The following is a 25,072-nucleotide window of genomic DNA, read 5'->3' on the forward strand; positions in this document are numbered from 1 at the left end:
ACGAGGTTAGATAGGCACAAGGTGTAAGCATGGTAACATGTTCAGCTGATGTGTACTAATAGGTCGAGGGCTTATCCTATATAGGTGTATAGAAATCTGGAAATATTCAGTGTTCGGTTTTGAAGGTACAAAAACCTTTAATTTGGCCCGGTGGCTCAGCTGGTTAGAGCGCCGCCCTGTCACGGCGGAGGTCAGGGGTTCGAACCCCCTTCGGGTCGCTCAATTTCATATTACTGGTTTTATTTTGAACGGGATCTTAGCTCAGCTGGGAGAGCATCTGCCTTACAAGCAGAGGGTCACAGGTTCGAGCCCTGTAGGTCCCATTTTTCTTCTTTACACTATTCGAGTGTAAGCCGATGTGGCTCAATTGGCAGAGCAGCTGATTTGTAATCAGCAGGTTAACGGTTCGAGTCCGCTCATCGGCTCTATATGGATGGCTTCCCGAGTGGCCAAAGGGGACAGACTGTAAATCTGCTGCAAATTGCTTCGGTGGTTCGAATCCACCGCCATCCATTTTTGTGCAGAGCACTTAGCAAGTATGAGTGCGAGCCATGGGTGACCACATGATGTGGAAATCCCAATTTAATAATTCGTACGAGGTGCGGATTTATAATGACGCGGGGTGGAGCAGTCTGGAAGCTCGTCGGGCTCATAACCCGAAGGTCATAGGTTCAAATCCTGTCCCCGCTACTATATGCCTAGATAGCTCAGTTGGTAGAGCAGAGGACTGAAAATCCTCGTGTCGTTGGTTCGATTCCGACTCTAGGCATCTTTTTTATTTTATAAAAGATTTTAGCTACTCAGTGGACAAAATGTTTACTGAGTTTTTTTATGATTTTTATTCTTTTTTATTCGTTCTGTGATAATATGGTTTCATGATAAATCCGATATTATGTTAACGAAACGTATTAGGAATAGATTTTTGAGTTTTATGTGTCTTATAAAAGGTTGAATTATGTATCATTTAGAAAAAGAAGATAAGTTATTATTAAAAACATTACTTGATGTAAGGAGTTATAATCCCGATGATTTTGATCCGGAGCTCCTCAACGAGATAGAGAGTGACAAGACTTATAGAGATCTTCTTTATAAGTATGGCGAAGAAGTTCTTTCTTCTAAGAAGTATCAGGGTCTCAAGAAATACATTCAGCATGGCACTGTGACGGTTTATGAGCATTGTATCCATGTTGCGCTTTTTGCGCTTAAGATCAATCGCACTTTTGGGCTTAAATGTAAGGAACGTGATCTTGTAAGAGGAGCACTTTTACATGATTATTTCTTATATGATTGGCATGATGCCGAAGCGCCGGGCAATATCCACCCTAAGCTTCACGGTTTCTATCATCCCGGAATTGCGCTTAAGAATGCTGTTAAGGACTATCCGCTCACGGAGCGTGAGAAAGATATTATTGCAAAGCACATGTGGCCGCTTACTGTTAAGCTGCCAAGATGCAGAGAGGCGTGGATAGTATGTCTTGCCGATAAATACAGTTCCACTTTGGAAACTCTTAAAATAAGAAAAGGAAAGATCGGAATCAATTATGCATGATTTATATCATGAGCTGATAAAGCTGGCGGAAAGCGATAATTATCCTCTCCATATGCCGGGACATAAGCGAAATAGTATGAGCACCCCATTTGAGGGTGCTTTTCGTTGTGATATAACGGAAATAGACGGATTCGACAATCTTCACGACGAATCAGGTTTGATTCTTGATGCCGAGAGAAGAGCAAATAAGCTCTATGGCGCCAAGGAAACGTTCTTTCTTGTAAACGGTAGCACAAGCGGTGTGTTAAGCGCCGTATCTACTGCGGCTTCGATGGGAGGAACAATACTTGCAGCCAGAGGAAGCCATAAAGCCTTATATCACGCCGCATATATCAGAAATCTTGATATTAAATATCTTCCTTATAAGATAAATACCGAATTAGAAATCCCCGAGGCTTACACCGCGGAGGACATACGTCCTTACCTGTCAAAAGATATTGCGGCTGTATTTATCACTTCTCCGACGTATGAGGGAAAGTGTTCAGATATCGCCGAAATTGCAGCGCTTTGCCAAGAAAAAAATATTCCGCTTATTGTAGATGCGGCTCACGGAGCGCATTTTGGTTTTGGTAGACCATCTGATACCGATAGAAGCGAAAAAACAAGCAAGGACTATGCTTCTATTCCCGAAAGTGCGGCAACTCAGGGAGCTGACATTGTGATCCACAGTGTTCACAAGACTTTGCCGTCCATGACACAGACTGCGCTTATTCATATAAACGGAGAACTCATAGATAGGAATCTTTTAAAAAGATATCTTAGGATCTATCAGTCCAGCAGTCCGTCATATATACTCATGGCTTCTATTGAACAATGCATGGAAGAAATGGAGAAAAACGGAGCGGAATATATAGATAAGCTCCTAGGTTACAGGAATTATTTAGCGGCAGAAACAGCTGCACTTAGAAACATCCGTATCCCCGGACCCGATGAGATAGACGATCCCTGTAAAGTACTGATAACAGACGCATCCGGCACAATGACAGGACAAGAGATATATGATATACTTCGTACGGAATATGCTTTACAGCTTGAAATGGCGGGCACGAGAACAGCTCTTGCCATTATAACCGGAAGCGACACGAAGGAAGGAATAGAAAGGCTAATAGCAGCCTTAAAAGATATAGATACAAAGATAGAAGAGACTAAACAGAGCAATATAGAAAGAAAAAAAGGTAATCTCTTAGAGAATCCGGACAGAGCGGAAGCCATCAAGACCCGCGAAATTCCGCCTTGTAAGATCAAGCTTTCAGAGGCTTGGGATGGAATGTTTGAGGAAATAAGTATAGACAACGCCGAAGGAAGGATCTCTGCGGAGTTTATAAATCTGTATCCGCCGGGAATTCCGATAATTGTTCCGGGGGAAATGTTTACGGAAGAAATAGTTGCTGAGATTAAGAACTGTGATGACAAGAATCTCAATCTTCAAGGTATAATAAATATAGATAAAAAAGTAGGCGCCGAGATCGGCGTTAAGGTTATAGTAGATTTTTAAAGGTAATACGTTAGTTAGAGAGGATAAGTATGAGAAAAACCAAGATTATATGCACTATCGGTCCCGCCAGTGAGAGCGAGGAGAAGCTTCGCGAGATCATGCTCGCAGGCATGAACGTGGCTCGTTTTAATTTCTCACACGGATCACATGAAGAGCATAAAAGAAAGTATGACAGGATAAAGAAGCTTCGCGAGGAACTTGATCTTCCTATTGCTGTTATGCTTGATACAAAAGGCCCTGAGATAAGACTCAAGGACTTTGCAAACGGCAAAGAAGAGCTTGAAGCCGGTCAGAAATTCACACTAACTTCAAGAGACGTTCAGGGAACCAAGGACGAGGTTTCCATTACATACAAAGAGCTTACAAATGACTGCAAAAAAGGAATGACGATTCTTTTGGACGACGGTCTTATTGAGCTTGCGGTTGAAGACGTAACTGACACAGATATAGTATGCACTGTAGTTAACGGCGGACCTATTTCTGATAAAAAAGGCGTTAATGTTCCCGGAGCAGAGCTTACAATGCCATATCTTAGCGCACAGGATAAGAGCGATATCGAGTTTGGCTGCGATCAGGGCTTTGATTTTGTAGCTGCTTCTTTTGTCAGGACAGCGGCTGACGTACTTGCGATCAGAGAGATCTTAAACGCCAAGAACAGCCACATGAAGATCATAGCTAAGATAGAGAGCACTCAGGGAATCAATAATCTCAAGGAAATTCTTAAGGAAGCTGACGGAATCATGGTCGCAAGAGGTGACATGGGTGTCGAGGTTCCTTTTGAGGACGTCCCTGTTATTCAGAAGGACATGATAAAAATGGCTGAGTCGGAAGGAAAGTACGTTATCACAGCGACTCAGATGCTTGATTCCATGATACATCATCCCCGTCCGACAAGAGCCGAGGTTACGGACGTTGCCAACGCTATTTACGACGGAACAACGGCAATCATGCTTTCCGGAGAGACCGCATCGGGTGATTATCCGGTTGAAGCCGTTAAGACAATGGCAAGGATCGCGGAGCGTACAGAGGCCGATATCGACTACGTCGGAAGACTTCGTAAAAGAGATTACGCACCCGGTGATTCAACGACTGCAATTTCACATGCAACCTGTAATATTGCTGCAGAGCTCAATGCAGATGCAATCATTACAGTCACAATGTCAGGATTTACGGCCGCAATGGTTTCAAGATACAAACCCAATTGCCAGATCATCGCATGTACAATTAATCCGACTACATGCAGACAGCTCAACCTTATGTGGGGCGTAACACCGCTTCATATAAGACAGGAAGATACCGCAGACGAACTCTTCAAAGAGGCCGTAAGCTCAGCGAAGCGCTGCGGATACCTTAAGGACGGCGATAAAGTCGTGCTTACAGCGGGAGTTCCTCTCGGAATCCCCGGAAGAACCAATATGATTCGTGTCGAGGAACTTTAATTAATGGGAAAGATATTTCTTTTGATGGGAAAGAGCACATCGGGTAAGGATACGATCTACCGAGAGCTCATTAAAAATGGGGATCTCAAGCTTAATAAAGTAATTCCGTACACAACGCGTCCCATGAGAGACGGCGAGACTGACGGAGTACAGTACTTTTTTAAGGATGAGAACGGATACCTTGAACTCAAAAACGCAGGCAAGATAATTGAAGAGAGGACCTATCATACCAATTACGGTGAGTGGCGATATTTTACCGTGGATGACGGCCAGATTGACCTTGCAAACGGCAATTATCTGATGATAGGCACGCTTGAGTCATACTGCTACATAAGAGATTACTTCGGAAAAGAGAATGTAATACCGCTTCTTATCGATGTTGACGCCAAGATCCGACTCACTAGAGCGATGCACAGAGAAGATAAGCAGGAACACCCAAGATATGACGAGATGTGCAGACGTTTTCTTGCCGATGAAGAGGATTTTGCCGAAGAAAAATTGCAAAATGCAGGCGTGACCAAGGCTTTCAAGAACAACGAAGCCATTGAAACCTGTATTAAAGAAATAACTGAATACATAAATCGAGAAATACGATAAAATATATGTATCAACCCGAACAATAGGAACGAGGTGCGAAGCATGGATATTAAAATAAATAATATCAGCCCGACAACTCAGATTCCCGAGCCCGAACAGGTCAAAGATACGGCCGGGGATTTCAAATTCGTGCTTACAAGTAAGCTTGAAGATACTGGGCTCGCAGAGCGCCTTAACATGATGATGCAGGATATCGTTCAGCAGGGACAGCGTATTTCCAAACGCAATGATATCAAAGACATGCAAAGGTACAGAGTTCTTATCAAGGACTTTTTGAATGAAGTAGTTTCAAGATCACACGAGTTTTCAAGAGAGAACTTCCTCGACAGAAAAGGAAGACACAGAGTTTACGGTATAATCAGACAGGTAGACGATGAGCTTGATGCTCTTGCGCAGGAACTGGTCAAGGATGAAAAAGACAACATAGGCATCCTTGCCAAGATAGGCCAGATAGAAGGTCTTTTGCTTGATATTTTTACATGAGTAGGGAGTGAAGATGGCGGATTTTGCCAATATCATAGATCAAGTTCAGATGAAAGAGCACATGCAGAATGCGCTTTTGACAGACAAGATATCCCACGCATATATCATTTCCGGAGAGAATAACTCGGGAAAAGAGTATATAGCAAGGATATTCGCCAAGGCACTCCAGTGTGAGGACAGGCAGGAAGTCGGCGGATATATTGAAGCCTGCAACAAGTGCCCGTCTTGCATAAAGGCCATGTCCGATTCGCACCCGGATATCATCACGATAACCCACGAGAAGCCCGGAAGTATCGGCGTAGACGACATAAGACTTAAGCTCCGCGACGACGTGGTAATAAAGCCGTACGAGAGCAAACACAAAATATATATCATTCCCGAGGGAGAAAAAATGACGGTCGCAGCTCAGAATGCGCTCCTTAAGACGCTTGAAGAGCCGCCCGCATATATAGTTATCATCATTCTTACAAGTAATATCAATGCATTTCTCCCGACAATCACAAGCAGATGCATAGTTTTGCCTATGAAACCCGCACAGGATGATTCCATAATGAAATATCTTATGGAAGAGTGCCATGTTGTGGACTATAAGGCCATGCTTTGCGCTTCTTTTGCCAGAGGAAACGTAGGAAAAGCGCTTGAGCTTGCATCAAATGAGAGATTTGAGAGCCTTAAGAACAGCACCATTGAGCTGGTTGGCAAGCTTCCGCACCTTGAGATACATGATATGCTCGAAAGAGTCAGAACAATCCTCTCCCCTTCCGAGGAGGAAGAAAAAACTTCCAAGAAGGGAATTGATGACAAAAACCTAGAAGATTTCCTTGATGTACTGTACTTTTTGTTCAGAGACATGCTTGTTTACAAGGCTACGGACAACGAGGAACACTTGATTTTCACAGATAAAATAGCGTATATTAGTAGTGTTACATCAAAATGTAGTTATCAGGATATTGATAAAATCATTAAAATCATGGAGACTGCGAAGAATCGCATTAAATCCAATGTTAATATAGAACTTGCCCTTGAGCTTATGCTTATCGGCATAAAGGAGTATTTATGACAAGAGTAATCGGCGTTAGATTCAGAACTGCCGGAAAGATATATTTCTTTTCACCCGGAAAATATTTGATCAAAAAAGGTGATCACGTAATTGTTGAGACAGCAAGAGGAGTAGAGTACGGAACCGTTGTTTCCGAGCCCAAGGAAATACCCGACGAAGATGTGGTCAAGCCTTTAAAGACCGTTCTTAGAACATCCAGCACCAAGGATGACGAACAGGAAAAAGAAAACCGTAAAAAAGAAAAAGAAGCATTTAAGGTTTGTCTTGAAAAGATCAAAAAGCACAACCTTGAGATGAAACTTATAGATGCGGAGTATACATTCGACAACAACAAGATCCTCTTTTACTTTACTGCCGACGGCAGGATCGATTTCAGAGAGCTGGTAAAAGACCTTGCGGCAGTATTCAAGACAAGGATCGAGCTCAGACAGATCGGTGTAAGAGATGAGACCAAGATAATCGGTGGCTACGGAATCTGCGGAAGACCACTTTGCTGTCATTCATATCTTGCAGACTTCGTTCCCGTTTCGATCAAGATGGCCAAGGAACAGAGCCTTTCACTTAATCCGACCAAGATCTCGGGTGTTTGCGGAAGACTTATGTGCTGTCTCAAGAACGAAGAGGACGTATATGAAGAACTCAACCGCATGATGCCCAGCGTAGGCGATATCTGTACTGCCAATGACGGATATGAAGGCGAGGTATCAAGCGTTAACATCCTTCGTCAGACCATCAAGATCCTTGTTGATATCGACGATGAGAAGGAAGTTCACGAGTACAAGCTTGATGAGATAACCAATATTAAGAAGAAACCTAAGAAAAAGAACAACAATAACAAGAAAAATTCTCAAGACGAAGAAGAAATGAAAGAGCTCGAAAAGCTTGAGAAGATTGAGAAACAGGAAGGAAAGTCAAAGCTTGGGGACAATTGATCTAAAACCCGGTGAAAGACTGGATGAGCTCCAGAGGAACAACTATAGGATAATACAAGATCCGGAGAGATTTTGCTTCGGCATGGATGCAGTTCTTTTGTCCGGATTTGCGACGGCACAGGAAGGAGCCAGAGTACTTGACCTTGGCACCGGAACCGGAATAATCCCGATACTGATGGCGGCTAAGACTAAGGCAAAAGAGCTGATAGGACTTGAGATACAGCCCGAGAGCGCGGACATGGCCGATCGCAGTGTAATCCTAAATGACCTCCAAGAGCGCGTGAAAATAGTTCAAGGTGATATTAAGGAGGCAGAGCATCTATTTGAGGCTGCCTCCTTTGATGTTGTTACGAGTAATCCTCCGTACATGATAGGCGGGCACGGACTTAAAAATCCCGACGCGCCCAAGGCGATCGCAAGGCATGAAGTACTTTGTGACCTCGAGGATGTGATAAAGGCAGCAGCAAAGTGCCTTAAACCCGGAGGAAAGTTCTACATGGTGCACAGACCCTTCAGACTCGCCGAGATCATGGTAATGATGCATGATTACAAGCTTGAGCCAAAGAGGATGAAGCTTGTGTATCCATATGTGGACAAAGAGCCCAACATGGTCCTCATAGAAGGAGCCAGAGGTGGAAGATCAAGACTTACGGTAGAAAAGCCGCTCATCATTTATGATGCGCCCGGCAAATACACACAGGAAATTTACGACATATACGGGTATTAATTATGCAGGGAATGTTATATCTATGCGCGACACCCATAGGAAATCTCGATGATATGACCTTTAGGGTGCTTGAGACATTAAAAAACGTTGACCTGATAGCTGCGGAGGATACCAGAAACAGCATTAAACTCCTAAATCATTTCGATATTCACACAGAGATGACCAGTTATCACGAGTACAACAAATATGATAAAGCTCTTTTCCTTATAGAAAAGATGCAGCAAGGACAGAACGTTGCTCTTATTACGGATGCGGGAACGCCCGCCATATCCGATCCCGGAGAGGTGCTTGTAAGAGAGTGCCAAAAGGCAGGGATCAAAGTGACATCGCTCCCCGGACCGGCGGCTTGTATCACGGCGCTTACGCTCTCCGGACTTTCGACAAGAAGGTTTTGTTTTGAGGGATTTTTACCGGCTCTTGATGATAAGAAAGCAAGGAAAAGAATCCTCGAAGACCTCAAGGATGAGAGCAGAACGATCATATTGTATGAGGCTCCGCATCATTTAAAGGCGGCTCTTGATGACCTATACGAGACTTTGGGAGATCGGAAGATCACTCTTTGCAGGGAACTTACCAAGAAGTTTGAAGATATAACACCGACTACTCTGGAAGGAGCAATCTCTTTTTACAAGGAAAATGACCCGAGAGGGGAGTACGTACTTGTCGTTGAGGGAAAGAGCCTTGAAGAGCAGGACGAGGAAAAGAGACAATCCTGGCAGGAAATGAGCATCGAAGAGCACATGAAATTCTATGAGGATGCGGGTGTTTCGCATAAAGATGCAATGAAAAAAGTTGCGGCGGACAGAGGTGTCGGAAAACGTGAAATTTATCAGGCTTTACTTGATGAAAAGTAACGAGTATGCGCTTGATAAAAATTTGACTTTGTAGTATAAATGAAGTAACGGTCGCAAATTTTGGTTTTTTATACCAAAGATAATATTATAAAGAAAAGAGGTCAATCAGATGGCAGAAATCAATTTAAGTCAGTATGGCATCACAGGAACTACTGAGATAGTTCATAACCCTTCATATGAGATGTTATATGAAGAGGAGAAGAAGCCTGAGCTTACAGGTTATGAGAAAGGTCAGGACACAGAGCTTGGTGCTGTCAACGTTATGACAGGTATCTACACAGGACGTTCTCCTAAAGACAAGTACATCGTTATGGACCAGAATTCTAAGGACACTGTTTGGTGGACATCAGAAGAGTATCCTAACGACAACCACCCTATGACAGAAGAGACATGGGCTAAGGTTAAGGAGATCGCTAAGAACGAGCTTTGCAACAAGAGACTTTTCGTTGTTGACGCTTTCTGCGGCGCTAACAAGGATTCTCGTATGGCAGTTCGTTTCATCGTAGAGGTTGCTTGGCAGGCTCACTTCATTAAGAACATGTTCATTCAGCCTACAGACGCAGAGCTTGCAGACTTCAAGCCTGACTTCGTAGTTTACAACGCTTCACTTGCTAAGGTTGACGATTACAAGGCACTTGGCCTTAACTCTGAGACATGCGTAGCATTCAACATCACAAGCCGTGAGCAGGTTATCATCAACACATGGTACGGCGGAGAGATGAAGAAGGGTATGTTCTCAATGATGAACTACTATCTTCCTCTTAAGGGCATGGCTTCTATGCACTGCTCAGCTAACACAGATATGGAAGGTAAGAACACAGCTATCTTCTTCGGTCTTTCAGGAACAGGTAAGACAACACTTTCAACAGATCCTAAGAGACTCCTCATCGGTGATGACGAGCACGGTTGGGACGACAACGGCGTATTCAACTTCGAAGGTGGTTGCTATGCTAAGGTTATCGGACTTGATAAGGAGTCTGAGCCTGATATCTACAACGCTATCAAGAGAGACGCTCTTCTTGAGAACGTAACTGTAGCAGCAGACGGTAAGATCGATTTCGAGGATAAGAGCGTTACAGAGAACACTCGTGTATCTTATCCTATCAACCACATTGATAACATCGTACAGAAGGTTAACAAGATTTCTGCAGGTCCTGATGCGAAGAACGTTATCTTCCTTTCAGCTGACGCTTTCGGAGTACTTCCTCCTGTATCAATCCTTACACCTGAGCAGACTCAGTACTACTTCCTTTCAGGTTTCACAGCTAAGCTTGCCGGAACAGAGAGAGGAATCACAGAGCCTACACCTACATTCTCAGCTTGCTTCGGACAGGCATTCCTTGAGCTTCATCCTACAAAGTACGCTCAGGAGCTCGTTAAGAAGATGCAGAAGAGCGGAGCTAAGGCTTACCTCGTAAACACAGGATGGAACGGAACAGGTAAGAGAATCTCCATCAAGGATACTCGTGGAATCATCGATGCTATCCTTAACGGTGATGTTAATAAGGCTGAGACTAAGAAGATCCCGATCTTCGATTTCGAAGTTCCTACATCACTTCCCGGAGTTGATCCTGCAATCCTTGATCCCAGAGATACATACGCTGATGCTTCTGAGTGGGAAGCTAAGGCTAAGGATCTTGCACAGAGATTCAACAAGAACTTCAAGAAGTACGAAGGAAACGCAGACGGCAAGGCACTTGTTGCTGCAGGCCCTCAGCTTTAATCTGAAGTTTAAATATCGAATTACCAAGGCGCTGCCGAGATTGTTTTCTCGACAGCGTCTTTTTTTGCGTAAAGAACTTGCCGAGGTACTTTCGAATTTAGTACATATCCCACACGTACAGAACTTGCTATAATATAAGGAAAAAGGGGTAAGCATATGTTATACGGAGGAATAGAAGCGGGCGGAACCAAGATGATCTGCGTTGTCGGAAACGAGAACGGCGAGATCCTTGAAAGGGTTACGATACCGACAAAAAGTCCTGAAGAAACAATTCCCGCAATGATAGATTTCTTTAAGGGAAAAGACATTGCATCGCTCGGAATAGCCTGCTTTGGGCCTATAGATCTAAATAAAGAATCCAAAACCTACGGCTTTATCACTTCCACTCCAAAGCTCGAGTGGAGAAATTATGATATTGTCGGAGGTTTCGAAAAAGAGCTCAATATTCCCATAGGCTTTGATACCGATGTAAACGGTTCGCTCCTTGGCGAGATAACCTGGGGATGCGCGCGTGATAAGAAAAACGCACTTTATATCACCATCGGAACAGGCATAGGCGGCGGAGTAATGACAAACGGGCAGCTCCTTCACGGAATGCTGCACCCTGAGCTTGGACATATTAAGCTGCAGCCTGCAGAAGGTGATGCTTATAAAGGAAAATGTCCGTATCATGGAACCTGTTTTGAGGGAATGGCATCCGGCCCTGCGATAGAAGACAGGTGGGGCAAGAAGGCTTTTGACCTAGCAGAAAACGACGAAGTCTGGGAGCTTGAAAGCTATTATATAGCACAGGCAATCTGCGATTTCATAGTTACCCTAAGCCCCGAGATCATCATACTTGGGGGTGGCGTTATGAATCAGGAACAGCTCTTTCCACTTATAAGAAAAAAGACACTTGGGCAGCTCTCGGACTACATAAATACCAAAGAACTTCAGGATATTGATAATTATATAGTTCCCGCTTCACTTGGCGGAGATCAGGGAATTATGGGAGCCGTAAAGCTCGCAATAGAAGCAGCAAAAGAGGCAGGGATAGACATATAAAGCACCGCTCAAACGTGCTATAATGCTTATATGCGCACGAAAAAACATACACTTAGAAATAAGATAATAATATGGGCACTTGGTTTTGCACTGATACTCGCGCTTTTAGTAGCTGCGGCTAGTTTCAGCCTTTCTTTTCGCTACCTTAAAAAGAATCAGCAGCAGGCTGCCCTTACCAATATACAGCTCCTTGGAAATGAGATTGACGACGAGATTCGCGCTGCCATGACATTTGCCAACTGGGTCTGCCTCGACAGCACCCTCGGGGGCTATCTTCTTAATGTAGAGAATTATTATGCCACGAACGAACAGGCCGGAAGAAAACTCTCTGTCACGACATGGGATCACCTCAATAACGAATACAATATTGTGGGAGTAAGAGATATAGTAAACAGGATTATTGTATCTACTCCCAGCGGAGATCAGTATCTTCAGTCGTTGTCAGGCGGAGATACTCAGAGTGTTGCCGATACCGCACACAAGATAATGGAATCGGAATACTTTTCCGATCTGATAAGTACTCGTGGTTATACCTGGATCGGACCGATAATCAATCCTCTTATGAACAGCGGAAATGACGAGGTCATACCTGTATTTAAGACTGTTCAGAGCCCCTCTTCATACGAGACAATCGGCTGGATCTACATGGACATTCCCGAAAGCCGGATAACTTCTAAACTAAAGAGCTTTAATCTTGAGGATGATGAAGCTCTTTTTATCACCTTCAGCGGTGGAAACACCTTTAAATTTGACGGGGAGAACCTGATTCGTGCCGATAAACAAGGCGAAGTTATCTCGTATGTTATGCCATCCTGCGATTGGGAGATATCGTATCTGCCTTCTGAGAAAGCGCTCCGAAACAGAATGAAATACTATGGGCTTGTTATCTTCATGATCGTACAGATCATTGTCCTTGCCGGAGCACTGCTGACATTTCTTCTTCACAGAACGATAACGAAGCCTGTTTTGCAGATTGTAGACAGACTCGATCTAATAGGCGCAGGAGACTTTTCAAGAGATGAAAAGATAGAGTGGGACAATGAGCTTGGTGATATCGGAAAGGGAATAAATAACCTTGCCGAGAACGTATCCGCACTCATGGAAAAAAGACTTCTCGACGAGAAAGCCAAACAGGATCTGGAATACAGAGTACTTCAATCCCAGATAAATCCGCACTTTCTTTATAATACACTGAACACCATCAAATGGATGGCGACAATTCAAGGCTCCGACGGAATCGCGGACATGTCGACCGCGCTTTCGAGACTTATGAAGAACATTGCAAAAGGCACGGAGAACCTCATCACACTAAGAGATGAATTTGCGCTCGTCGATGACTATTTTACCATCATGAAATACAGGTACGGCGGAACGATATCGCTGGATTACATCACGGATGACGAGAGCCTCCTTGATAAAAAGATAAACAGATTTTCGCTTCAGCCTATCGTGGAGAACGCGATATTCCACGGAATCGAACCAAAGGGAAACTCTGGAAAGATTGTCATTCATACATTAAAAAAAGGCGACAAGCTTCTGATCGAAGTAACCGATAATGGTGTAGGAATGAGTGATGAAGCGATTGAAAGCGTACTTAACGGAGAGAGCAAAACATCCACCGAATTCTTTAAACAGGTGGGAACCTACAACGTTAACCAAAGGATCAAATACACCTTCGGTGAAGAGTACGGAATAGAGATAACCAGTAAGCTCGGGGAATACACGACAATGAGATTTGTTCTTCCCCTGGACTACGAAGAAGATAAAAAGTAACCATCGTTTCGAAGGAGACTCGATAAATGTACAGATTACTGATAGTGGACGATGAGCCACTTGTACAGATAGGATTAAAAACAATGCTTTCCAAAGAGCATTCGGACGACATCGAAGTGATCGCGACGGCGGCCAACGGCAAGGAAGCATGGGAAATAATAGAAAAAGAAAAGCCCGATATTGTCATAGCGGACATAAGAATGCCCGTCATGACAGGACTTGAGCTGCTTCAGAAATCCAATGAGAAATTCGGCAACGTGCCCGCCTTTATCATTCTCTCGGCGTACGAAGAATTCGATATGGCAAGAGAGGCGCTCTCCTGGGATGCGGTGGACTATCTCGTTAAGATCGAGCTTACACCAAAGACGCTCGGAGTGGCACTTTCCAAGGCGATAAAGAGAATAGAAAATTCGAATCCCGCGCCTCAGAGATTGGAAATGAGCGCAGGAACAGGATCTTCGCTTGATGACCTCAGACAGAAATTCCTTCTAAGGCTCATTTTTAACAGCTCGCATCTTAGTGATGAAGACATGAAAAAAGAAGCAACCGAGCTCGGAGTCGATCTCGAAAAAAAGAAATTTACCGTAGTGTACGGAGAGATTGCAGTGGAGAGCCCGAATGCGGAAGTCGTGCCCGAGACACTGGATATTTACACATCAAGCCTTAGCATGGCAAAAGAAATATTATCCAAGCATCACAACTTAAGCCGCGTTGTATCGGTCGATCTAAGGCACTTTGTAGTTGTCTTCTTTTTCCCTGAAGATACGGATACATTGATCGCCATGGATGAGATCACGGATGCGCTTGATAACGCAAGAACAATGATCACGGGCTATTTTAAGAGTACGATTACTTTCGGCGTCGGCTCTGCTGTCACAAAGACTAAGGATATCGCGGTCTCCTGTGACGAAGCGCTGACAGCGCTTGCTTCTTCCGATGAAGAAAATCCGATCAGCCGCTTTGATCAGATAGTCGGAAACAACCGAAGATCCGGTAAGGACAAGCTCATACAGACGATTCAGGAATACATAGACGACAACCTAAGCGGAAAGGTTCAGCTCAATGAAGTTGCGGAAGCGTTCGGACTTTCGCCCGCGTACCTCTCTGTCCTGTTTAAAAAGACGATGGAGACCGGTTTTTCCGAATATGTATATACCAAGAAGATTGAGAAAGCCAAAGAGATGCTTCTTTCGGGGGACATGAAGATCTATGAGGTTGCCGATGCTCTTGGCTTTGAATCGGCATATTATTTTTCAAAAGTATTTAAGAAAGTAGACGGACACAGTCCGCGCGATTATATCAGAAGCAAGATCGATATTTAAACAAGCAATTATGGGGAACTTATAGAGGGTGGAGGCAAAAACATGAGAAACAAAAGCTTAGGGTTATTGCTTACGGTTTCACTGATAATTCTTGAGATAACGGGATGCGCCGGCAAGGCAGATACTTCCGAAAGCGCAGCGCAGCATAACTCTTCATCGGAACAGACAAACGAAGCTTCCGACAAGGGTAACCTTACGCTTAAATGGGCGCTCTGGGATGCGTCAAATTCGGAATATTACAAGGCTTTGGCAGATGCATATACCAAGAAAAATCCCAAAATAAAAATTGAAATGGTCGATCTTGGATCGGCGGATTACAGCACGGCTCTCGGAACACAGCTCGCAAACAGTGACGCGGTCTATGACGTTGTTACGGTAAAAGACGTTCCGGGCTATGTGACACTTGTAAATAAAGGCGTTCTCGAACCACTCGAAGAATATATAAAAGCCGACGGCGTCGATCTTACGTGCTACAGCGGAGTGACGGACCAGCTTAAGATGAACGACAGGCTCTATGAGATGCCCTTCCGTTCTGATATATGGGTGATCTATTATAATAAGGATATTTTTGACAAGGCAGGTGTCCCCTATCCCACCAACGATATGACTTGGGACGATTACGACAAGCTGTGCAGAAAAGTTACGGGGACATTTGATGGGAAAAAGGTATACGGCGCCCACTATCACACCTGGAGATCCACGGTGCAGCTTAACGGGATACTGGACGGAAAGAGCACTATAGTAGACGGAAATTACGAGTTTACCAAGCCATATTACGAGATGGTCCTTTCACAGCAAAAAGACAAAGTGTGTATGGACTACGCCACACTCAAAACGCGCGGTCTCCATTATTCCGCCGCGTTTGCGCAGGGCGACGTTGCGACCATGAATATGGGTTCATGGTTTATTGCTACACTTATTAATAAGATAAAAGAGGGAGAGTATACGGATTGTGCCAACTGGGGAATAGTTAAGTATCCTCATGCTAAAGGCGTAGAGCCCGGCTCGACTCTTTCTACCATAACCGCACTTGCGATTCCAAAGGCAGCAGCCAATAAAGATGCAGCCTGGGATTTCGTTAAATTTGTAAGCGGGGAAGAAGGTGCCAAGATAATGGCCCGAACAGGAAACATCCCCGCAATGACCAACGAAACAATCGTTGAACTCATAGCGGGGATGGATGGTTTTCCAAGTGATGAAGCTTCCAAAGAAGCTCTTTTTACAAGTCATACATATCTCGAAATGCCTGCAATCGACAAATCCTCCGAGATTGAAGCGGTTCTGAACAAACAGCACGACCGCATCATGAATGAAGAAGTCGATATTGATACCGCGATCAAAGCAATGAACGAAGGCGTGCAGGCTATAATCGATTAGCGCTTTTTCTCGTGATCAAGAGAAGCCTTAACAAATCCCGAGAAAAGAGGATGAGGTCTGTTGGGACGAGACTTAAGCTCCGGATGAGCCTGCGTTGCCATGTGGAAATCGTTGGAAGGAAGCTCGATCATCTCAACGATCCTTCCGTCGGGTGACATACCGCAAAGCTTCATGCCGTTTGAAACAAGTACGTTTCTGTAGTCGTTGTTAACCTCATATCTGTGACGGTGACGCTCTGTGATATCTGTTGAACCAAAGAGCTCAAACGCCTTGGAATCCTTATCAAGTACGCAAGGATAAGAACCGAGACGAAGTGTTCCGCCAATATCCTCAACCCCATTCTGATCGGGTAAAAGAGCTATCATAGGATGTGTTGTGTTGGGATCAAACTCAATTGAATGAGCATCCTTATATCCGATAACGTTTCTTGCAAACTCAATGATCGCAAGCTGCATACCAAGGCAAAGACCAAGGTAAGGAACATTGTTCTCGCGGGCATACTTGATGGCGTGGATCATACCTTCGATACCGCGGTCGCCGAAACCACCGGGAACAAGGATACCGTCAACATCCGAAAGAATGGAAGCAACATTCTCTTCCGTAACTTCTTCTGAATCTACCCATTTAATATCAACAGCAGTCTGATTGGAAATACCGCCGTGCTTAAGAGCTTCGACAACACTGATGTAAGCATCGTGAAGCTGAGTGTATTTACCGACAAGTGCGATCTTAACCTCATGACTTAATGAGTAAAGAGTATCAACCATTGCTTTCCAATCCGTAAGATCGGGCTCGGGACATTCAAGGTTCAGACACTCGCATGCAACGTGAGCCAAACGCTCTTTTTCCATAGCAAGAGGAGCCTCGTAGAGGTACTCAAGATCAAGGTTCTGAAGAACGTGATTGCTCGGTACGTTACAGAAAAGAGCTATCTTGTCCTTGGTATCCTGGTCAAGAGCGATCTCGGAACGACATACGATAACGTCGGGCTGAAGACCCATTCCCTGCATAGTCTTAACAGCTGACTGTGTGGGCTTGGTCTTGATCTCCTGAGAAACTCGGAGGTAAGGAATAAGTGAAACGAGGATGAGCATTGCATTCTCACGCCCTACTTCATGCTGGAACTGTCTGATCGCCTCAAGGAAGGGCTGGCTCTCGATATCTCCGACTGTTCCGCCTACTTCTATAATTGCGATATGTGTCTCATCATCAGTGAAGTTTCTGTAAAACTTACTCTTAATCTCGTTGGTAATGTGCGGGATAACCTGTACGGTGCGTCCGCCGTAGTCGCCGCGACGCTCCTTCTGAAGAACTGACCAGTAAATCTTACCGGTTGTAACGTTGGAATTTTTATCAAGATTCTCGTCAATAAATCTTTCGTAGTGACCAAGGTCGAGGTCAGTCTCTGTGCCGTCTTCGGTTACGAAAACCTCACCGTGCTGAACGGGGTTCATCGTTCCGGGGTCGATGTTGATATAGGGGTCAAACTTCTGCATGGTTACCTTGTAGCCACGAGCCTTCAACAATCTTCCCAGTGAAGCGGCGGTGATTCCCTTACCGAGTCCTGATACGACACCACCTGTCACAAAAATATACTTTACAGCCATTTCTTAACTTCCTCCTGATTTCTTGACGAGACAATATTTATATATAAAAACAAGTTATTATTATATAGATATAACGGTTGAAAATCTAGATGCTAATCCAAATTATTTAATAAAACTTTTAGGTTCTACAATTGAAATATCAAATTGTACACTATACAATACATAGTATAGCATATTAATATAAGGAATAAATATAATGGACAACAATCAAAATCAGAGAAATAATAATCCGCTTGGGGGCGGATCCAATTCACCGAGAAGACAGAATATAATTCTTCTATTGGTGGCAGCTCTTGTCACGATGGTCTGCATGTCCTACTTCCTCAGGGCATTCTCAGATAATACCAACAAAGAGATAACCTACAATGAATTTATTCAAATGGTTGATGACGGTAAGGTCGAGAAGATCGTCATTGATTATGACAAGATAGACATTTATCCCAAGGAATCCAAGGACAATGATAAGCTTGGCGCGGGATATTCATACTGGACAGGCAATTCAACCGTTACTTACTACACAGGTAAGGCAGAGGAAGACAGCATCCTGACAGACAGAATGCTCAAGGCCGGAGTAGAAGTAAGCAGCAAAGTACCCGACAATTCCGGAGTAATACTTTCCGTGATACTGCAGTACGTTGTGCCGATCCTGCTTATGTGGTTCCTTCTTTCCATGATTTTCAAGAAAATGGGAAAAGGCGGCGGGCCGCTCAGCGTAGGAAAGAGCAACGCGAAAGTTTACGTACAGAAAGAAACAGGCGTGACGTTCAAGGACGTTGCAGGTGAGGATGAGGCAAAAGAGTCTTTGGTAGAGGTCGTGGATTTCCTCCATAACCCTTCCAAGTACGTCAAGATCGGAGCGAAGCTCCCCAAAGGTGCGCTCCTTGTTGGCCCTCCCGGAACAGGTAAGACACTTCTTGCCAAGGCAGTTGCCGGAGAAGCGCAGGTTCCCTTCTATTCACTTGCAGGTTCCGATTTCATCGAGCTATATGTCGGTGTCGGAGCAAGCCGTGTGAGAGACCTCTTTAGCGAAGCAAGCAAGAATGCACCTTGTATCATATTTATAGATGAGATAGATGCGATCGGTCGTAGCCGAGACAGCAAGTACGGCGGAGGTAACGAAGAGCGTGAGCAGACACTCAACCAGCTCCTTTCCGAGATGGACGGATTTGATTCATCCAAGGGTGTGCTCATCCTGGGAGCTACCAACAGACCCGAGATTCTCGACAAAGCGCTCCTTAGACCCGGTCGTTTCGACAGAAGAATCATTGTTGACAGACCCGATCTTAAAGGAAGAGAAGAGATCCTTAAGGTTCATTCCAAAGATGTCAAGATGGACGAGACGGTTGATCTTAAGGCAATGGCACTTGCTACAAGTGGTCTTGTGGGTTCAGATCTTGCCAACATGATCAACGAAGGTGCCATCAATGCAGTTAAGGCCGGAAGAGAATGCGTTAATCAACAGGATCTTATGGAAGCCTTGGAGCAGGTAATTGCAGGAAAAGAGAAAAAGGATAAGATTCTCAGCAAGGAAGAGCGAAAGATTGTTTCTTATCATGAAGTCGGACATGCGATCACAAGCGCAGTTCTTGACGGCGCCGAGCCGGTTCAGAAGATTACAATTGTTCCGAGAACAAAGGGATCACTTGGATATGTGCTTCCGGTTCCCGAAGACGAGACCTTCCTTCATACCAAACAAGAAATCCTTGATGAGATCACGGTTCTACTTGCAGGAAGAGCTTCGGAAGAAGTTATTTTTAATACAGTAACCGATGGCGCGTTCAGTGATATTGAGAAGGCGACAGCCAAGGCCAGAAGCATGATCACAATGCTTGGTATGAGTGACAGATTCGGACTTATGCAGCTTGAATCCATTCAGAATCAGTACCTTGATGGAAACAGAGTTCTTCAGTGTAGTGACGAAACAGCAACTCTTGTTGATGAAGAAGTTAAGAATCTTCTTGCGCAGTGCTATGAAAGAGCTAAGAAGATCATCAGTGAGCACCTTGATACCATGGATAAGATCGCTGAGTTCCTTATCGAGAAAGAGACTATCACAGGCGCAGAGTTCATGAAGATCTACCGCGAAGCGGAGAATATTCCCGAACCTACGGAAGAAGAGAAGGAAGCAAACAGGAGCAAGAGACTCTATGCGACCAGACCCGAATCCGCAAGAGTCGGAGAGAACGTTCCGGTTAAGCAGAAAGAAGAAGCGAAAAACGAACAAGCTCCTTCCGAACAGCCCAAAACCGAGACAACTGCGGAACCCGAAGAGGAAAAAAAGGAGCAAACAGGCGAGAATACTGACAATGATCAGGATCAATCTGTTACAACGGGCGGACTATTTTCGCATGTTCCCGATAATTTCAAAAAATAATATCCGCGATGTAATAAAAGCGGAAAGTCACACTATGGTTTAGATTTAAAAACCCCTAAAGAAGACTTTTTACAGTCTGCTTTAGGGGTTTTTCGTGGTTTTCCGGGTGGACGAGGAAAAACTTAACAATTAACCCAAACGGTCAAAATATGTAACAACAATAATCACATTAACACATAACAAATATGGCCTAACAAAATAATTTTAATTATTTTGTTAAAAACTGTTGCATCCGATGTCAAATGTGTCTATAATGTTAATTACCGATAAGTTTAGAGGGGAACTAATCGGCATTTTTGATAGTTAAAAACAGTTTTTCCGTATTTTTTGTTGGAGGAGAGTGCATGAAAAAGAATAACTTATTGTCTCACGTACTAAAAAGACTCGTTCCGGTCTTTTTAGCTCTCACATTTCTAATTAACACAATGGAGTCTAACCTTGTGTACGCCGGTGAACCCGACGATGTCACAATCGAAGAACCCACAGAAGAACCCGCAGAAGAACCCGAAGTCGACGAGGAAACTGCCGAGCAGCCTGAGGATACCGAAGAGGTTTCAAATGACAATGCTCAGCCTGCAGGAGACGACGTTCAGCCCGCAGCAGATGCTCAGCCTGCGACTGACAATCTCGGAGACGGTGAAGGCCAGCCCGCAGACGGTGAGCCCGTAGACGGACAGCCTGCAGAAGGCGAGCCCAAAGAAGGCGGCGAAGAAGTAGCGCTTGATGAGAATGGTAATCCCATTGAAGAGGCTGCTCCGGAAGGCTTTGGCTTAAAAATGTTCAATAATGCAAAGCTCATTAAAGGCACACCAATCGAAGGCCTTGAGGAAGATGAAGAGGATGACGAAGAGGATGACGAAGAGGAGAACAAAGTCATCATTTCTTTTGATGTCTCCGATCCGGAGAATGACAAATCCGACTTTGAACTCTTTGAGGGAAGATATAATCCCAGAGATAACGACAGGTATTATCCCGGAGGTGGGGAATATACTACTACGGATGTAAACGAAGAAGATGACAAACTTACGGCAAGAGCTTCTTTTTATTATGACATAGACGAGTGGTATGAGGTTACCGACGTTACGTGCGATGGAGCTGACGTTACACATAATCCTGATTCGTCATACGAAAAAATAGTATGTGAATTCAATGATCTTAACGAAGGTGAAAATAGCTACACACTTAAGATCACGGTTAAGAAGAAAGATGAAGCGGCTCCGACAATAACAGATATAACGGTTGGTAGCGAGACAGTACATACCTATACATGCAACGAGACAGGACTTACAGCTTATTCAACAAATAATTCGGAATTAAGTGTAACCGCTAAGGTTACCGATGATAAATCAGGTATTGATTCAGTATATATTGTAGCAAGTTATGATGGTGAGGACGAGGAGTTCGAGATGTATTCCGGTGCAGAGAATACATATACATGGAATCCCGGACATCATGGAAATTATATATTAAAGAAGATTGTAGCAAAAGACCGCGCAGGCAACGAACAGGAAGCTGCAGAATTTTCTCCTAAAGCATTATGCTACTACGAAGCAGGAGAAGAAGATAATCTTGAAGTAACTCTTCAAACAGGAAATGGTGAATCAAAGGATGAAGAGTGGCATTCAGAGGTAGAAAATGGCCAGTTATTAATTAATGTTGACGGAAGAACTTCCAGAAAGATTCAGTCCATTACAGTAACGGGAATTGATGGCAATGTAACAGCACAGTCTGAATTAAGACACACGAAGTTTGAGATAGATCAAAACATTCCGCTTCCGACGAATAAAGAAGGTAAAACAGAATATAAAGTCAGCGTTCTGTTTTACGGAGATACAGAAGCAAAAGAGTTAGATACCAAGACTGCTTGGGTCGATAATACGGCTCCTTCTGCAAAAATTATTATTGAGCCGGATGATGGCATTCAAGGAAGCCGTGACTGGCATGGAAATCACAGCTATAACGAAAATGTTGACATGCTTATCAAAGTCCCTGCAAAGTGTGACGGTGAAGCAGATGGTAAGGATGTAAGCGGATTCTATAAGATTGTTTACATGGTAGAAACATCAAAGGATGAGAGTCCTCAATTTTTCGAAAAAAACATTCACGAGAGAGACAGAAGAAAGAGTGATGAAGAATACATTGTATTCAGTCATACATTAACGGCAGAAGAAGGTGAAGAGATAAGCTATACAATCCGTATAGTTAGCATTTCGGATGCAGCCGGAAACACCGCAGACGATTCACAACAAATAGAAGGCACAGCCAATGTCGACAAGGGGGCGCCTCAGATCGTCTATACATCAAGCGGAAAAAAGAGAGAGGTCGGAGATTATAAATTCTATTCAGGTGAGCTCTCAGGAACAGTAACAGTTACCGATAGGCAGCTTGATAAAGAGTCTATCGATTTTACTCCTAACGGCGATGAAAAAGAGGAAGGGTATACATACCTTACGCCTAAACTCAGCAAAAACGATAAAGACGGTCAGGTAACCTATGACTTTAGTACAAGTGAAGATGGTGAGTATATCGTAAAAACATATGCGAAGGATACAACCTATCCAACGCCTCACGAAACTACCGCTTTCTTCAAATACTTAATTCTCGATAACACAGCTCCTGATATTGAGATCTCTTATGACAAGTCAGAACCTTCAGATGGAGGAGACACTTTCTACAATTCAAATGTAGGAGTGACTGTTAAGATTGACGACAAGTGGCTCGATGAAGAGAAGTCAGTTGTTAGAATTAAGAAAGTAGATCAGTACGGTGCCGAAACAGACCTTGGTCCTTTAAGCGATTTCAGTGGTGACCTTGGAGATAAGGAGCATACGCTCTCATTCACGACAGACGGCGACGGAGTTTATAACGTTTATGTTGAAGCATATGATATGTCGGGCAATCATTCCGAGAAGACAGGAGCAAAGTTTACTGTTGACGCAACCATTCCTGAAGTAGAGATCACTTTTGATAAGAACGATCCTATGAACGGAAAGTACTACAACGAGACAAGAACAGCAACTGTAACAGTTACTGACTTCACATTCTCAGAGGAATCGGCAGGACTTAAGGTAGAGGAAAAATACGGCACGGCAGAAATCGGCGGATGGACTCAGACAGGACCTTTCACATACACAAGTACAGTAACGTTTGAAAAAGACGGCCAGTACGAGATTTCTTGTCAGAGTGAAGATAAAGCTCACAACAAATCGGAAGAAAAATCCGAGCCCGAATTTGTCATTGATAAGACAGCGCCCGTAATACAGATTAATTACAACGCTGCACCTGCAGCCAACGGCAACTTCTACAAAGATACAAGAATAGCATCTGTAAACATCAAAGAGATGTCTTTTGACGATAAGCTTGTAGAGGTCACAACACAGCCTCTTAGCGATGTGGGAGCACTTCCTGCAGTAGGCGGTTTCAGTTCATCGGATGATCAGAACATCGCAAGCATTACCTTTGATGAGGACGGAACTTACGGATACGTAATTAACTGTACCGACCTTGCAGGTAACAAGGCAGAGAACTATATTTCCGATGTGTTTATCATAGACAAGACTGTTCCTGAAGTAACCTTCTCAGGCGTAGAGAACATGTCAGCCAACAACTCGGAAGTAGCACCCAGCGTAAAGTACGGTGATAAGTACATTGATATCGAGAAATCAAATGTTGTTCTTATAGGTGCAAACAACGGCGTGGTAACAGTAGAGAACAGCGTTACACCTACAGAGGATGGATTTATCGTGAACTACAGCGACTTTGCGCATGATAAGTCGATGGACGATAAATACACTCTTAAAGCAAACGTGTACGACATGGCCGGAAACGCAGCTGAAGAAGAACTTGTTTTCTCAGTAAATCGTCACGGATCTGTATTTGTTATATCTGCAGGTACAAAGACTTTAAATGAAATGTATTACACCAACGAGCCGCAGGACGTTGTTATTGAAGAGATAAATATTGACACCATCGTAGAGAAAAAAATAGATATATCCAAAGATGGCGAGATTATAACTCTCGAAAGCGGAAAGAACTACAATGTTAGTCATAGCGGTGATGCCGGTTCTTGGAACACATATACATATACGATTAAAAGGGATAATTTCCAAAGAGATGGACTTTACGCAGTATCAATCTTTACTAAAGATGAAGCAACCAATGTTCAAGACAATAAGTCCAGAGATGCGGAGGTCAGCTTTGCGATCGACATGACGTCACCAAGTATTGTAACTGCAGGCGTTGAAGAGAACACTCATTATAAAGAAAAAGCTCATAGCTTTAATTTTGATACTAACGACAACATGGGTGTAGAAAGTCTTATCGTATATCTGGATGGAAAAGCAGTTAAGACATACGATCAGCTTGCAATCGACAGTGGTGAGGACATGAGCCTTACTCTCAATGAATCAAATGAGGCACAGACAATTACCATGATCGCCGAAGATTATGCCGGCAACAGAGAGATTAAGGTTATCGCAGGAGTATTGGTAACAAGTGCAGACGTTCAAGGCTCCGGTGGCGATGACAAAATTGATCCCACACCGGTTCCCAAGCCGTTCATCCTCCAGCGAGTACTCTTCATCATTCTCGCAGGCGCATCGGTTGTAACTGTTTCGGGAGCAAGTGTATTGCTTTATAGAAGAAAGATTAGATAAGATAAAAAATTATTAAAAAATGTTTTGCGGATGTGCAACATAATTGAAATTCGAGTTGTGT

17 protein-coding genes and 6 tRNA genes are annotated in these 25,072 nt (G+C 43.8%); 22 read left to right on the top strand and 1 reads right to left on the bottom strand.

All coding sequences use genetic code 11. The features are described from left to right. The first annotated feature begins 144 nt into the window (after positions 1–144). From D6853_RS14890 to D6853_RS14985, 20 genes are all read left to right on the top strand, one after another. Positions 145–218: transfer RNA gene (locus tag D6853_RS14890), tRNA-Asp, on the top strand. A 32-nt stretch (positions 219–250) separates the two neighbouring features. Beyond that, positions 251–323: transfer RNA gene (locus D6853_RS14895), tRNA-Val, on the top strand. Between the two features lie 29 nt (positions 324–352). Continuing rightward, positions 353–425, top strand: a tRNA-Thr gene (locus D6853_RS14900). Between the two features lie 6 nt (positions 426–431). After that, a tRNA-Tyr gene (locus D6853_RS14905) sits at positions 432–513 on the top strand. Positions 514–616: 103 nt separating this feature from the next. Then, positions 617–690, top strand: a tRNA-Met gene (locus D6853_RS14910). 6 nt (positions 691–696) lie between these two features. Further along, positions 697–769: transfer RNA gene (locus D6853_RS14915), tRNA-Phe, on the top strand. 186 nt (positions 770–955) lie between these two features. Beyond that, positions 956–1,549 carry an HD domain-containing protein gene (locus tag D6853_RS14920; RefSeq protein ID WP_120658797.1) on the top strand — a complete coding sequence of 198 codons (594 nt, stop codon included), beginning with the start codon at positions 956–958 and terminating at the stop codon, positions 1,547–1,549. After that, the gene (locus D6853_RS14925) at positions 1,542–3,044 is read left to right on the top strand and encodes an aminotransferase class I/II-fold pyridoxal phosphate-dependent enzyme (RefSeq protein WP_120658798.1); all 1,503 of its coding nucleotides are present in this window, start codon (positions 1,542–1,544) and stop codon (positions 3,042–3,044) included. The genes D6853_RS14920 and D6853_RS14925 overlap by 8 nt, the downstream gene beginning before the upstream one ends. A 29-nt stretch (positions 3,045–3,073) precedes the next feature. Continuing rightward, positions 3,074–4,483 carry a pyruvate kinase gene (gene pyk, locus D6853_RS14930; protein WP_120658799.1) on the top strand — a complete coding sequence of 470 codons (1,410 nt, stop codon included), beginning with the start codon at positions 3,074–3,076 and terminating at the stop codon, positions 4,481–4,483. Between the two features lie 3 nt (positions 4,484–4,486). Next, on the top strand, positions 4,487–5,080 hold the full coding sequence (locus D6853_RS14935) for a guanylate kinase (RefSeq protein WP_120658800.1): 594 nt from the start codon (positions 4,487–4,489) through the stop codon (positions 5,078–5,080). A gap of 42 nt (positions 5,081–5,122) precedes the next feature. Beyond that, a complete protein-coding gene (locus tag D6853_RS14940; RefSeq protein ID WP_120658801.1) occupies positions 5,123–5,563 on the top strand; it encodes a YaaR family protein in 441 nt (146 codons plus the stop codon). A gap of 13 nt (positions 5,564–5,576) precedes the next feature. Continuing rightward, the gene (locus D6853_RS14945) at positions 5,577–6,623 is read left to right on the top strand and encodes a DNA polymerase III subunit (RefSeq protein ID WP_120658802.1); all 1,047 of its coding nucleotides are present in this window, start codon (positions 5,577–5,579) and stop codon (positions 6,621–6,623) included. Continuing rightward, on the top strand, positions 6,620–7,555 hold the full coding sequence (locus tag D6853_RS14950) for a PSP1 domain-containing protein (protein WP_120658803.1): 936 nt from the start codon (positions 6,620–6,622) through the stop codon (positions 7,553–7,555). Before D6853_RS14945 ends, D6853_RS14950 begins: the two co-directional genes overlap by 4 nt. Then, positions 7,542–8,282, top strand: a complete 741-nt coding sequence (locus tag D6853_RS14955) for a tRNA1(Val) (adenine(37)-N6)-methyltransferase (protein ID WP_330392964.1) — start codon at positions 7,542–7,544, stop codon at positions 8,280–8,282. The genes D6853_RS14950 and D6853_RS14955 overlap by 14 nt, the downstream gene beginning before the upstream one ends. A gap of 2 nt (positions 8,283–8,284) precedes the next feature. Continuing rightward, complete coding sequence (rsmI, locus tag D6853_RS14960) at positions 8,285–9,136, top strand: 16S rRNA (cytidine(1402)-2'-O)-methyltransferase (protein ID WP_120658804.1); 852 nt, start codon at positions 8,285–8,287, stop codon at positions 9,134–9,136. Between the two features lie 109 nt (positions 9,137–9,245). Beyond that, positions 9,246–10,859 carry a phosphoenolpyruvate carboxykinase (ATP) gene (gene pckA, locus D6853_RS14965; protein ID WP_092246597.1) on the top strand — a complete coding sequence of 538 codons (1,614 nt, stop codon included), beginning with the start codon at positions 9,246–9,248 and terminating at the stop codon, positions 10,857–10,859. 156 nt (positions 10,860–11,015) lie between these two features. Beyond that, positions 11,016–11,903: an ROK family protein gene (locus tag D6853_RS14970; RefSeq protein ID WP_120658805.1), complete on the top strand. Its 888-nt coding sequence runs from the start codon at positions 11,016–11,018 to the stop codon at positions 11,901–11,903. A gap of 30 nt (positions 11,904–11,933) precedes the next feature. Then, on the top strand, positions 11,934–13,676 hold the full coding sequence (locus D6853_RS14975; protein ID WP_120658806.1) for a sensor histidine kinase: 1,743 nt from the start codon (positions 11,934–11,936) through the stop codon (positions 13,674–13,676). 26 nt (positions 13,677–13,702) lie between these two features. Then, positions 13,703–14,998, top strand: coding sequence for a response regulator (locus D6853_RS14980; RefSeq protein ID WP_120658807.1), 1,296 nt, complete (start codon positions 13,703–13,705; stop codon positions 14,996–14,998). A 42-nt stretch (positions 14,999–15,040) separates the two neighbouring features. Further along, positions 15,041–16,375: an ABC transporter substrate-binding protein gene (locus D6853_RS14985; RefSeq protein ID WP_120658808.1), complete on the top strand. Its 1,335-nt coding sequence runs from the start codon at positions 15,041–15,043 to the stop codon at positions 16,373–16,375. On the opposite strand, the gene D6853_RS14990 is transcribed toward D6853_RS14985, so the two are convergent. After that, a complete protein-coding gene (locus D6853_RS14990) occupies positions 16,372–17,982 on the bottom strand; it encodes a CTP synthase (RefSeq protein ID WP_120658809.1) in 1,611 nt (536 codons plus the stop codon). The genes D6853_RS14985 and D6853_RS14990 overlap by 4 nt on opposite strands. 196 nt (positions 17,983–18,178) lie before the next feature. Here D6853_RS14990 and ftsH point away from each other — a divergent pair, with 196 nt between their 5' ends. Continuing rightward, a complete protein-coding gene (gene ftsH, locus D6853_RS14995) occupies positions 18,179–20,356 on the top strand; it encodes an ATP-dependent zinc metalloprotease FtsH (RefSeq protein ID WP_120658810.1) in 2,178 nt (725 codons plus the stop codon). Between the two features lie 344 nt (positions 20,357–20,700). Then, positions 20,701–25,011: an Ig-like domain-containing protein gene (locus tag D6853_RS15000; RefSeq protein ID WP_120658811.1), complete on the top strand. Its 4,311-nt coding sequence runs from the start codon at positions 20,701–20,703 to the stop codon at positions 25,009–25,011. Positions 25,012–25,072 lie beyond the last annotated feature (61 nt).

This window comes from Butyrivibrio sp. X503 (genome assembly GCF_003625475.1).
Lineage (GTDB): Bacteria > Bacillota > Clostridia > Lachnospirales > Lachnospiraceae > Butyrivibrio.

What these genes read in the sequence shown, in the direction of transcription:
- pckA (WP_092246597.1), top strand. Translation starts at nt 9,246, where the DNA reads ATGGCAGAAATCAATTTAAGTCAGTATGGCATCACAGGAACTACTGAG.
- pyk (WP_120658799.1), top strand. Translation starts at nt 3,074, where the DNA reads ATGAGAAAAACCAAGATTATATGCACTATCGGTCCCGCCAGTGAGAGC.
- D6853_RS14950 (WP_120658803.1), top strand. Translation starts at nt 6,620, where the DNA reads ATGACAAGAGTAATCGGCGTTAGATTCAGAACTGCCGGAAAGATATAT.
- D6853_RS15000 (WP_120658811.1), top strand. Translation starts at nt 20,701, where the DNA reads ATGAAAAAGAATAACTTATTGTCTCACGTACTAAAAAGACTCGTTCCG.
- D6853_RS14945 (WP_120658802.1), top strand. Translation starts at nt 5,577, where the DNA reads ATGGCGGATTTTGCCAATATCATAGATCAAGTTCAGATGAAAGAGCAC.
- D6853_RS14940 (WP_120658801.1), top strand. Translation starts at nt 5,123, where the DNA reads ATGGATATTAAAATAAATAATATCAGCCCGACAACTCAGATTCCCGAG.
- D6853_RS14920 (WP_120658797.1), top strand. Translation starts at nt 956, where the DNA reads ATGTATCATTTAGAAAAAGAAGATAAGTTATTATTAAAAACATTACTT.
- D6853_RS14980 (WP_120658807.1), top strand. Translation starts at nt 13,703, where the DNA reads ATGTACAGATTACTGATAGTGGACGATGAGCCACTTGTACAGATAGGA.
- D6853_RS14970 (WP_120658805.1), top strand. Translation starts at nt 11,016, where the DNA reads ATGTTATACGGAGGAATAGAAGCGGGCGGAACCAAGATGATCTGCGTT.
- D6853_RS14925 (WP_120658798.1), top strand. Translation starts at nt 1,542, where the DNA reads ATGCATGATTTATATCATGAGCTGATAAAGCTGGCGGAAAGCGATAAT.
- D6853_RS14990 (WP_120658809.1), bottom strand. Translation starts at nt 17,982, where the DNA reads ATGGCTGTAAAGTATATTTTTGTGACAGGTGGTGTCGTATCAGGACTC.
- D6853_RS14985 (WP_120658808.1), top strand. Translation starts at nt 15,041, where the DNA reads ATGAGAAACAAAAGCTTAGGGTTATTGCTTACGGTTTCACTGATAATT.
- D6853_RS14975 (WP_120658806.1), top strand. Translation starts at nt 11,934, where the DNA reads ATGCGCACGAAAAAACATACACTTAGAAATAAGATAATAATATGGGCA.
- D6853_RS14935 (WP_120658800.1), top strand. Translation starts at nt 4,487, where the DNA reads ATGGGAAAGATATTTCTTTTGATGGGAAAGAGCACATCGGGTAAGGAT.
- rsmI (WP_120658804.1), top strand. Translation starts at nt 8,285, where the DNA reads ATGCAGGGAATGTTATATCTATGCGCGACACCCATAGGAAATCTCGAT.
- ftsH (WP_120658810.1), top strand. Translation starts at nt 18,179, where the DNA reads ATGGACAACAATCAAAATCAGAGAAATAATAATCCGCTTGGGGGCGGA.